Genomic DNA, 10013 nt, shown 5'->3' with positions numbered 1-10013 from the left:
CCGGCCGGACGTGCCGGGTGCCGGTGGTCCCGCGGGCGGGAACGGCCGGCACAGCGTCGACCGGGCGTCCGGGCCCGATCCCGCGGAGACGACCGAGATCGTGCCCGGCGGAGCCGGTGGTGGAGGCGTGGGTGCGCGTGCGCACGCGGGCTCGTTGTTCGCCGACCCGACCGGGGACCGACCCGGTCCCGACCACCCGGTGGACGGGACCTCCCCGCTCGACGAGCGGTGGCGGACCGCGCGGGAGGTGACCGAGGCGCAGCCGACGAGCTACACCTCCGCGGGGCTGCCCCGGCGGAACCGGGGTGAGCAGCTCGTTCCCGGCAGCGCGGCCTCCGGGGAGTCGGAGGGGAACCGTTCCCGGTTGGCGCGGGACCCTGCCGACGTGCGCGGGCGACTGAACAGCTTCCAGCAGGGCGTCCGGCGCGGCAGGCACGCCGGCACCGTGACGACCGATCTGCCAGACGAGAGAGTGGAGGGTGAATGACCACCTCGGACCGGGCTCAGCAGGCTCAACCCCACCAGAACCAGTTCGGTTGGCTGGTCGACGACTTCGCCGAGCGGGTACCGGGTGTCGCGCACGCCGTGGTGGTGTCCGCGGACGGTCTCCTGCTCACCGCGTCCCGCCGGCTCCCGGCCGACCGGGCGGACCAGCTCGCGGCCGTGGCGTCCGGGCTGGTCAGTCTGACCCAGGGCGCGGCCCGGTGCTTCGAGGCCGGGGCCGTCACGGAGACGGTCGTGGAGATGGAACTGGGCATCATGGTGCTCATGTCGATCAGTGACGGCTCGTGCCTGGCGGTGCTGGCCGCGCCGACCTGTGACATCGGGCAGGTGGCCTACGAGATGACGCTCCTGGTGGAGCGGGTCGGGCAGATCCTCACCCCGGAGCTGCGGGCCCGCCTGCAGGGCGCACGGATCGGCGAACCGGTGGGTTGATCCGCCGATGACCGGACCGGAACACGATTCCGGCGACGGGGGCGCCGGTTCCCGGGACAGCGCCGGGAAGCGGAACACCGACGGCACCGACGGCACCGCGGGGAGGGAAACCGGCGGTGGGTGGGCGGAGTGGGCGCGTTTCCGTCTGGACGGTGACGCGGACATCGACACCGATCAGGGGGTGGAGCCGGACTCCACTCCTGCCGACCCCGGGACCGAGGAGGTGGACACCCACGAGCCCGGCGCACCCGGCGCCGGGCGGCATCGGGGGCGACCAGGCACACACGGCGTTCCGGACCCGCGCGGCCCGGACTCGGACGCAGAGGAGCAGGTTGTGGCAGCGGAAGCCGTCCCGGTGCAGTCGGCGGTGTGGCCCGGAGCGCACTCCGCGGCAGCACCCCCGCCGGAGTACCCGGAGGACACCGGGGATACGGGGTTCGTCCGGCCCTACGCCATCACCGGGGGCCGGACCAGGGCGAACCACCATCTCGAGCTGGAGACTCTGGTCTCGACCAGAACGGCGGGACTACTGGCGGTGCCCGACCAGATCGAGCATCAACTGATCATGGAACAATGTCGTACTCCACAATCGGTGGCCGAGATCGCCTCGGCTTTGGGGATGCCACTGGGTGTGGCGCGGGTACTGATCAGTGACGCGGCGGACGCCGGACTGGTCACCGTGCACCGGACGGTCTCGGGCGACGAGGGTGCCGAGGCGCACTTGCAGTTGATGGAAAGGGTGTTGAGTGGACTCCGCCGGCTTTGAGGCACCGCGCGAGACCGCGTCGAAGACGATGACGTCCGCCAAGATCGTGGTGGCGGGCGGCTTCGGCGCGGGCAAGACGACGTTCGTCGGCTCGGTGTCCGAAATCGTGCCGTTGACGACCGAGGCGATGATGACCGACGCGAGTGCCGGTATCGACGACCTCGAGGCGACGCCGGGCAAGGCGACGACGACCGTGGCGATGGACTTCGGCCGGGTGTCGTTGGACGAGGACCTGATCCTCTACCTGTTCGGTACGCCGGGCCAGCAGCGGTTCTGGTTCATGTGGGACGACCTGGTGCGCGGCGCGATCGGCGCGGTGGTGATGGCCGACACCCGCAGGCTCGCCGACTCGTTCGCTCCCGTGGACTTCTTCGAGGACCGGGGCCTGCCCTACATCGTCGGCGTCAACACGTTCGACGGCGTGCTGCACCACAGCCTGGACGACGTGCGGGAGGCGCTGTCCATCGATCCCGCCGTCCCGATCGTGCGCTGTGACGCCCGGGACCGGGAGTCCACCAAGCAGACGCTCATCACGCTGGTGGAGTACGCGATGCGGCAGTGGATCGCGTTGCGCGCGGCCAACAACGCCTCGTGACCGTCCGGTGACGGCTGAATCGGTTCCGACGGTGTGGCGCGCTTCACGTGTCGCCCTCCGTTCCCGAAAAGTAGGAAGTCCAAGTATTTTGGGGTCATGACCTCCGATCTGCACCGGCCCGAGCACCCGGTCCGTTTCGTGACCGCGGCGAGCCTGTTCGACGGCCACGACGCCTCGATCAACATCATGCGGCGCATCCTCCAGTCGCAGGGTGCCGAGGTGGTGCACCTCGGCCACAACCGGTCGGTCGAGGAGGTGGTGACCGCCGCGATCTCCGAGGACGTCCAGGGCGTGGCGATCAGCGCCTACCAGGGCGGGCACGTCGAGTACTTCTCCTACCTCGTGCAGCTGCTGGCCGAACGGGGCGCGGGGCACGTACGGGTGTTCGGTGGCGGGGGCGGCGTCATCGTCCGCGAGGAGATCGAGCTGCTGCACTCCCGCGGGGTCGCGCGCATCTTCTCCCCGGACGACGGCCTGGAACTGGGGCTGCCCGGGATGATCAACACGATGGTCCGGGACTGTGACGTCGACCTGACGCAGAGTTCCCCGGGGCGGGTGGACGACCTGCTCGCCGGCGACATGCCGACGCTGGCGCGGGCCCTCACCCATCTCCAGCAGGACACCCTGCCCGCCGACTGGCGGGAGGCGATCCGGGAGGCGGCCGCGGCCCGCACCGTGCCCGTGCTCGGGATCACCGGCACGGGCGGATCGGGCAAGTCGTCGCTGACCGACGAACTGATCCGCCGCTTCCGGGTGGACCAGGAGGACAAGCTGCGGATCGCCGTGCTGGCCGTGGACCCCACGCGGCGCCGCGGCGGCGGTGCCCTGCTCGGCGACCGCATCCGGATGAACAGCCTGGACGGCGACCGGGTGTTCTTCCGGTCGCTGGCCACCCGCACGGCGGGTGCGGAGGTGCCGACCGGCCTCGACGAGGCGGTCACCGCCTGCAAGGCCGCTGGCTACGACCTGGTCGTGGTGGAAACGCCCGGTATCGGGCAGGGGGACGCGGGCATCGTCGACCACGTCGATCACGCGCTCTACGTCATGACGCCCGAGTTCGGCGCCGCGTCCCAGCTCGAGAAGATCGACATGCTGGACTTCGCCGACGTCGTCGCGATCAACAAGTTCGAGCGGCGGGGTGCGGAGGACGCCCGGCGGGACGTCGCGCGGCAGATGGTCCGCAACCGCGAGGCGTTCGGTGCCGCCCCGGAGGACATGCCGGTGTTCGGTACGAGCGCGGCGAAGTTCCACGACGACGGGGTCACGGCCCTGTACCAGCACCTGCGCGACCTGTTGGCCGGGGACGGCCTGTCGGTCTCCGCGGGGACCCTGCCCCGCGTCGAGGGGAAGGTCCCGGCCGACACCACCGTCGTGATCCCGGGTCACCGCACGCGCTATCTCGCCGACATCGCCGGGACGGTGCGCGACTACCACCGCCGCACGACGGAGCAGGCCGAGGCGCTGCGCCACCGGGACCATCTGGCCGCGGCCCGGGAGGCACTGGCCGCCGAGGGGGCGGACACCGGTGAGCTCGACCGGCTGCTCGCCCGCGCCGACGACGCCGTGGACGCCGACACCACCGGGACGCTGACGCACTACGACGAGCTGGCCGAGTCCTACCGGGGCGAGGAGCTGGTCTTCACCGTCCGCGACCGGGAGATCCACACGGAGCTGTGGCGGGAGACCCTGTCCGGCAGCCGGGTGCCGCGGGTGGCGCTGCCGCGCTACACCGACCGTGGCGAGCTGCTGTCGTTCCTGCGCCGCGAACACCTGCCCGGGTACTTCCCGTACACCGCGGGCGTGTTCCCGTTCAAGCGCGAGGGGGAGGACCCGGCGCGGATGTTCGCCGGGGAGGGCGACGCCTTCCGCACCAACCGGCGGTTCAAGTACCTCTCGTCCGACTCCGAGGCCAAACGGCTGTCCACCGCGTTCGACTCGGTGACGCTGTACGGGTCGGACCCGGACACCCGGCCGGACATCCACGGCAAGATCGGCACCTCCGGCGTGTCGATCGCGACGCTGGACGACATGAAGGCCCTCTACGACGGGTTCGACCTCACCGCGCCCACCACGTCGGTGTCCATGACGATCAACGGCCCGGCACCGACGATCCTGGCGTTCTTCCTCAACACCGCGATCGACCAGCGCCGGGACGCCTTCCGCGCCGAGCACGGCCGGGAGCCCACCGACGCCGAGGACGCCGAGATCCGCGCCTGGACCCTGCGCCAGGTCCGGGGCACGGTGCAGGCCGACATCCTCAAGGAGGACCAGGGGCAGAACACCTGCATCTTCTCCACCGAGTTCTCCCTGCGGATGATGTCGGACATCCAGGAGTGGTTCATCGCCAACGACGTCCGCAACTTCTACTCGGTGTCGATCTCCGGGTACCACATCGCGGAGGCCGGGGCGAACCCGATCACGCAGCTCGCGTTCACGCTGGCGAACGGGTTCACGTACGTGGAGTCCTACCTCGCGCGGGGTATGGACATCGACGACTTCGCGCCCAACCTGTCGTTCTTCTTCTCGAACGGGATGGACGCCGAGTACTCGGTGCTGGGCCGGGTCGCCCGCCGGATCTGGGCGGTGGCGATGCGCGAGCGCTACGGGGCGAACGAGCGCTCGCAGAAGCTGAAGTACCACATCCAGACCTCCGGGCGGTCGCTGCACGCCCAGGAGATGAGCTTCAACGACATCCGCACCACCCTGCAGGCCCTGTGCGCGCTGTACGACAACGCGAACTCCCTGCACACCAACGCCTACGACGAGGCGATCACGACGCCGACGGAGAGTTCGGTGCGCCGGGCGCTGGCCATCCAGATGATCATCAACAAGGAGTGGGGCCTGGCGAAGAACGAGAACCCGCTGCAGGGCTCGTTCATCATCGACGAGCTCACCGACCTCGTGGAGGAGGCGGTGCTGGCCGAGTTCGAGCGGATCACCGAGCGCGGCGGCGTGCTCGGCGCGATGGAGACGGGCTACCAGCGCGGCAAGATCCAGGACGAGTCGATGGCCTACGAGCGGCTCAAGCACAGCGGCGACCTGCCGATCGTCGGGGTGAACACGTTCCGCAACCCGGACCCCGAGCAGGACGAGGTCGAGGTGGAGCTGGCGCGGGCCACCGACGAGCAGAAGCAGTCCCAGCTCGACCGGCTGGCCGAGTTCCACCGCCGGAACGAGGCCGAGGCGCAGCAGGCGCTGGCGGACCTGCGGCGGGCGGCGCAGCGCGGGGAGAACGTGTTCGCCGTGCTGATGGACGCCGCCCGGGTGTGCTCGCTGGGCCAGATCACCCGCGCCTTCTTCGAGGTCGGCGGCCAGTACCGCCGCAACGTCTGACCCACCCCACCCGCGAGTCGCCACCCCGAACCCGCGAGTCGACGCTCCGGGACCGCGAGTCGACGCTCGAGGAACCGCGGGTCGTCACTTCACACCAGTCGGCGCTCCGGGACCGCGAGTTTGCGTCCGGTGTACGAAGGGTACTCTTGATCACCGCCACTCCCGGACCGGAGCGGGGTGTCGACTCGCCGTCCGGGGGTGACGACTCGCAGACACCTGGCGTCAACTCGCGGTCCGGAAGGGGCGACTCGCGTGAAGTTCGGGGTTTCCACGTTCGTCACCGACGAAGGTATCCGTCCGGCGGCGCTCGGCCGGGCGCTGGAGGAGCGGGGGTTCGACTCCCTGCTGGTGGCCGAGCACTCACACATCCCGACCAGCCGGGAGACGCCGTACCCGGGTGGGGGTGACCTGCCCCGGGAGTACTACCGCACGCTGGACCCGTTCGTGTCGCTGACCGCCGCGGCCACCGCGACGACCGACCTGCTCGTGGCCACCGGGGTCGCCCTGCTGGTCCAGCGCGACGTGCTGCACACGGCCAACGAGGTGGCGAGCCTGGACCTGGTGTCCGGCGGGCGGTTCCTGTTCGGCGTGGGCGTCGGCTGGAACCGCGAGGAGATGCGCCACCACGGCACCGACCCCCGCACGCGGGGTGCCCTGCTGAACGAGCAGCTGCAGGCACTGACCCGGATCTGGACCACCGACGAGGCGGAGTTCCACGGCGAGTACGTCGACTTCGACCCGGTCAACCTGTGGCCCAAGCCCGTCCGGACACCGCACCCCCCGATCTACGTCGGGGGTGAGAGCGCCGCGGCCGAGAACCGGCTCGCGCTGTACGGGGACGCCTGGATGCCGCGCGGGCACACCTCGCCGGAGCACATCCGGGAGGTGCGCGGGCGACTGGCCGAGCGGGGCAGGCCGGACGTGCCGGTGACCATCTTCGCCGCCGACCCGCAGCGCGCTCCGATCACGGAGTGGGCCGAGGCGGGCGTGGAGCGTGTCACGTTCTTCCTGCCCACCCTGCCCGAGCGCGAGACACTGGCGACACTCGACGACCTGGCCGAGGTGGCGCGCCGCCACGCCGGGTAGCCGGGTCGCGGAGGACCGCGAGGGACGAACGAGGCGCGCCCGCGAGCGAGCGGGCGGGGTTGGAGAACGACGTGGCAGACGTGCAGATCGGGATCGCGGCGGCGTTGGAGCAGTTCGCCCCCCGGGAGTCCGTGGACCTCGCCGCACTGGCGGAGCGGCACGGCTTCTCCGGGCAGATGGCGGCCGACCACTTCCAGCCGTGGGTGCCCGCCCAGGGGGAGGCGTCGTTCGTCTGGAGTGTGCTGGCCTCGCTGGCCGAGAACACCACCGGCGACCTCGGCCCGGGCGTGACCTGCCCGTCGTTCCGCCAGCACCCGGCGATGGTGGCGCAGGCCGCCGCGACCCTGGAGGCCACCTACCCTGGGCGCACCTGGCTGGGCATCGGGTCGGGGGAGGCGCTCAACGAGCACATGTTCGGCGCCTACTGGCCCGAGGCCCCCGAACGGGTCCGCCGGATGCTGGAGGCGCTGGAGATCATCAAGAAGCTGTTCGGCGGCACCGATGTCAAGCACAACGGCGAGTTCTTCAAGCTGCACAACACCCGGCTGTGGACGATGCCGGATCCCGCGCCGCCGGTGTACATCGCCGCGGCCGGCCCGTACACCTCCCGCAAGACGGGCGAGCTCGCCGACGGCCTGATCACGCCGGGCGCGTCGCTGGACAAGCTCGCCGGGATCGTGGAGAACTTCGCGAAGGGCGCCCGCAAGGCGGGCAAGGACCCGGACGCGATGCCGAAGCTGCTCCAGGTGCACCTGTCCTGGGCGGCCACCGACGAACAGGCGTGGGCCAACGCGCTGGAGCAGTGGCCGAACGGGGGGATGAAGTTCCCGAAGGCCGACATCCGGTCGCCGTTCGACTTCGAGCAGATGGCCAAGCTGGTGCGCCGGGAGGATTTCGAGGGCCGGATGGTCGTCTCGTCCGATCCGGACGAGCACCGGCAGGCACTGCAACGCTACATCGACGCCGGCTTCACCCGGATCTACCTGCACAACGTGGGCCGCAACCAACAGGAGTGGATGGAGGTCTTCGGCCGCGAGGTCCTGCCGAAGCTCACCGCCTGAGCCCACTCACCCGGGCGGGTGTGGCCGTGAAGGACTCCCTGCCTGCGTCCCACGCAGTGAAGGAGGCCCTCACTGCGTCCCACGCAGGGAAGGAGTCCTTCACGGTCACTTCTCCAGCAGCAGGCGGACGGAGAGTTCGAGGCGGTTGGCGACGTCGGTGGCGGAGGCGCGGCGGGTGACCCAGGCGACGAGGTTGGCCATCCACACGTCGGCGACGACGTGGAAGACGTCCCGGTCGGCCTCGGTGGGTTCGGCGATGCCCATCGCCGTGGCGAACATCTCCTCGAGCAGCCGCCCGACGCGTTCCACCTCGGCCGCGGCGGTGGTGTCGGCGAACATGAACGCCCGCACCATCGCCTCGGTGAGCTGCGGGTCGCGCTGCAGCGCACGGGTGTTGCGGCCGAGCACGTACAACACCCGCTCGACCGGGGTGTCCCCGGGGATCGGCCCGCGGCCCAGTCTGTCCTGGGCCCGTTCGAACTCCCGGGCCAGACTCGACACCAGCAGGTGCACCTTGGACGGGAAGTACCGGTAGAGGGTGCCCAGCGCCACGTCGGCGCGCTCGGCCACGGTGCGCATCTGTACGGCGTCGTACCCGCCCTTGGACGCCAACGTGAGCGTGGCGTCCAGGATGCGTCTGCGGCGGTCGCGTTGCGCCGCGGACCCGAGTTCCTCGCCGCCGTCCAGCGGGTTGAGCGTGGTGCGCCCCTTACCCTGCCCCGACGTCCTGGGCTTGCCTGCCATCCGGCACTCTCCTGGTAAGAACGTGTTTCACTGCCTGTTCGGGCGTGCACCAGAGTAATTCATCAGGTCGCCGAGCGTTGGGGCGAGCTGAAAAGTGAAACACGTTCTCTTTTGAGGGGAGTCCGTCAGCCGGTGGTGTGCAGCACCGCGTCCGACAGCGCGGGCGCCTCGTCGCGCTCGACGACCGTCGCGGTGACGAGCAGTCTCCCGCCGTCCCGCCAGACCCGCGTGCGCAGCGTCTCGCCGGGGAGCACGATACCGGCGAACTTCGCCGACCACGACCGCACCCTGGTGACGTCGGCGTCGAGCACGGCGTCGGTGACGGCCTTCGCCACGACGCCGTAGGTGCACAGACCGTGCAGGATCGGTGCGTCGAACCCGGCCGCGCGCGCGAACTCCGGGTCGGCGTGCAGCGGGTTGCGGTCGCCGCAGAGCCGGTAGAGCAGCGCCTGCTGGGGCAGCGTCGGCGTGTCGACCACGACGTCGGGCGCACGGTCGGGCAGCTCCACCCGGTCGGAGGCGCCACGCTCACCGCCGAACCCGCCCTCGCCCCGGGCGAAGATGCTCGACCGCGCCGTCCACAACGGATCGCCCGCGGCGTCGGCGACCGTGGTCTCCTGCACGATCACCGCGGCCTTGCCCTTGTCGAGGACGTCGGCGATCCGGGAGCGCGCCACGGCCTCGCCCGCGGTGGGCAGCGGACGGTGCACCTCGACGCTCTGCGTGCCGTGCACGACCTTCGCGAGGTCGATGTCCACGCCGGGGAACGACACGGCCGGGGGTTCGGAGGCGTGGAAGTTCTCCGCGACCGTCGCGAAGGTGGGCAGCACCCGCAGGTCGTCCTCGTAGGCGTAGCGGAGCTCGCGGTCGTCCGTGGGGTCGGCGCCCGCACCGAGCGCGAGGTGGTAGAGCAGCACGTCGGAGGAGGTCCAGGAGAAGGAGCTCCGTCCGAGGTCGGCTCCGACGGCGACTTCCGGGTCGATGGGCATGGGTGTCTCCTTGTCGTGATGCGGGCCCGTGACGGGCTCGCTCGTCGTGCGTGCGGGCCCGTCACGGTGCCCGCTCGTCGTGGGTGCGGGCCCGTCCTGGTGCGGGCCCGGTGCGGGGGCGGGACGGTCACTCGTAGCTGACCGACACCTCGTCGGTGACCGGCAGCGCCTGGCACGCCAGGACGAGCCCGTCGGCGAGGTCCTCGGCGTCGAGCACCTCGTTGACGGGCATGGTGACCTCACCGGACACCACCCGGCAGGCGCAGGCGCTGCACCGCCCCTCCCGGCAGGAGTACGGCGCGTCCAGACCGGAGTCGAGCAGGTGGTCCAGCAGTCGCCGGTCCCGTGGCCAGCCGGACGTGTGTTCGGTGCCGTCCAGCGTCACCGTGAGCGCCACCGGCTCCGGCCCGGGTTCCGCCGTCGGCGCCGGTTCCGCCCCGGTTTCCGCACCGTTCGCCTCCCCGGCCGCCGGCCCGGGGTCCGGACCGGGTGCCGGGGCGGGG

Annotated in this window: 9 protein-coding genes and 1 pseudogene; 7 read left to right on the top strand and 3 right to left on the bottom strand. The window is 71.1% G+C overall.

Annotation, left to right across the window (positions count from 1 at the left end):
• The 7 genes and pseudogenes from ACTIR_RS25845 to ACTIR_RS0109275 form a co-directional block, all read left to right on the top strand.
• Nucleotides 1-487: pseudogene (locus ACTIR_RS25845) on the top strand (nitrate- and nitrite sensing domain-containing protein); the annotation flags it as partial.
• Nucleotides 484-936 carry a roadblock/LC7 domain-containing protein gene (locus ACTIR_RS0109300; protein ID WP_026454058.1) on the top strand — a complete coding sequence of 151 codons (453 nt, stop codon included), beginning with the start codon at nucleotides 484-486 and terminating at the stop codon, nucleotides 934-936. The pseudogene ACTIR_RS25845 and the gene ACTIR_RS0109300, both read left to right, overlap by 4 nt.
• A 334-nt stretch (nucleotides 937-1270) precedes the next feature.
• Nucleotides 1271-1702 carry a DUF742 domain-containing protein gene (locus tag ACTIR_RS27835; RefSeq protein WP_026454057.1) on the top strand — a complete coding sequence of 144 codons (432 nt, stop codon included), beginning with the start codon at nucleotides 1271-1273 and terminating at the stop codon, nucleotides 1700-1702.
• Nucleotides 1683-2297 carry a GTP-binding protein gene (locus ACTIR_RS0109290; RefSeq protein ID WP_026454056.1) on the top strand — a complete coding sequence of 205 codons (615 nt, stop codon included), beginning with the start codon at nucleotides 1683-1685 and terminating at the stop codon, nucleotides 2295-2297. Before ACTIR_RS27835 ends, ACTIR_RS0109290 begins: the two co-directional genes overlap by 20 nt.
• A 96-nt stretch (nucleotides 2298-2393) precedes the next feature.
• The gene (gene icmF, locus ACTIR_RS0109285; RefSeq protein ID WP_026454055.1) at nucleotides 2394-5630 is read left to right on the top strand and encodes a fused isobutyryl-CoA mutase/GTPase IcmF; all 3237 of its coding nucleotides are present in this window, start codon (nucleotides 2394-2396) and stop codon (nucleotides 5628-5630) included.
• A gap of 252 nt (nucleotides 5631-5882) precedes the next feature.
• Complete coding sequence (locus ACTIR_RS0109280; protein WP_026454054.1) at nucleotides 5883-6716, top strand: LLM class F420-dependent oxidoreductase; 834 nt, start codon at nucleotides 5883-5885, stop codon at nucleotides 6714-6716.
• A 71-nt stretch (nucleotides 6717-6787) separates the two neighbouring features.
• The gene (locus ACTIR_RS0109275; RefSeq protein ID WP_026454053.1) at nucleotides 6788-7777 is read left to right on the top strand and encodes a TIGR03557 family F420-dependent LLM class oxidoreductase; all 990 of its coding nucleotides are present in this window, start codon (nucleotides 6788-6790) and stop codon (nucleotides 7775-7777) included.
• A 105-nt stretch (nucleotides 7778-7882) separates the two neighbouring features.
• Here the strand turns inward: ACTIR_RS0109275 and kstR are convergent, their stop codons facing one another.
• From kstR to ACTIR_RS0109260, 3 genes are all read right to left on the bottom strand, one after another.
• Nucleotides 7883-8521 carry a cholesterol catabolism transcriptional regulator KstR gene (gene kstR, locus ACTIR_RS0109270; protein ID WP_019807547.1) on the bottom strand — a complete coding sequence of 213 codons (639 nt, stop codon included), beginning with the start codon at nucleotides 8519-8521 and terminating at the stop codon, nucleotides 7883-7885.
• Nucleotides 8522-8646: 125 nt separating this feature from the next.
• On the bottom strand, nucleotides 8647-9510 hold the full coding sequence (locus ACTIR_RS0109265; protein ID WP_026454052.1) for a MaoC/PaaZ C-terminal domain-containing protein: 864 nt from the start codon (nucleotides 9508-9510) through the stop codon (nucleotides 8647-8649).
• A gap of 127 nt (nucleotides 9511-9637) precedes the next feature.
• Nucleotides 9638-10013, bottom strand: a 376-nt coding sequence (locus tag ACTIR_RS0109260; protein WP_233345867.1) for a 2Fe-2S iron-sulfur cluster-binding protein, incomplete at its 5' end; no start/stop codon positions are given.

Source organism: Saccharomonospora iraqiensis subsp. iraqiensis (assembly GCF_000430445.1).
GTDB classification, from domain to species: domain Bacteria; phylum Actinomycetota; class Actinomycetes; order Mycobacteriales; family Pseudonocardiaceae; genus Saccharomonospora; species Saccharomonospora iraqiensis.
The sequence above is the reverse complement of the archived record's forward strand: the minus strand, read 5'-3'. Positions and strand labels throughout refer to the sequence as shown.

Coding starts and splice junctions, on each gene's coding strand:
- ACTIR_RS0109300 (WP_026454058.1), top strand. CDS start 484: ATGACCACCTCGGACCGGGCTCAGCAGGCTCAACCCCACCAGAACCAG.
- icmF (WP_026454055.1), top strand. CDS start 2,394: ATGACCTCCGATCTGCACCGGCCCGAGCACCCGGTCCGTTTCGTGACC.
- kstR (WP_019807547.1), bottom strand. CDS start 8,521: ATGGCAGGCAAGCCCAGGACGTCGGGGCAGGGTAAGGGGCGCACCACG.
- ACTIR_RS0109265 (WP_026454052.1), bottom strand. CDS start 9,510: ATGCCCATCGACCCGGAAGTCGCCGTCGGAGCCGACCTCGGACGGAGC.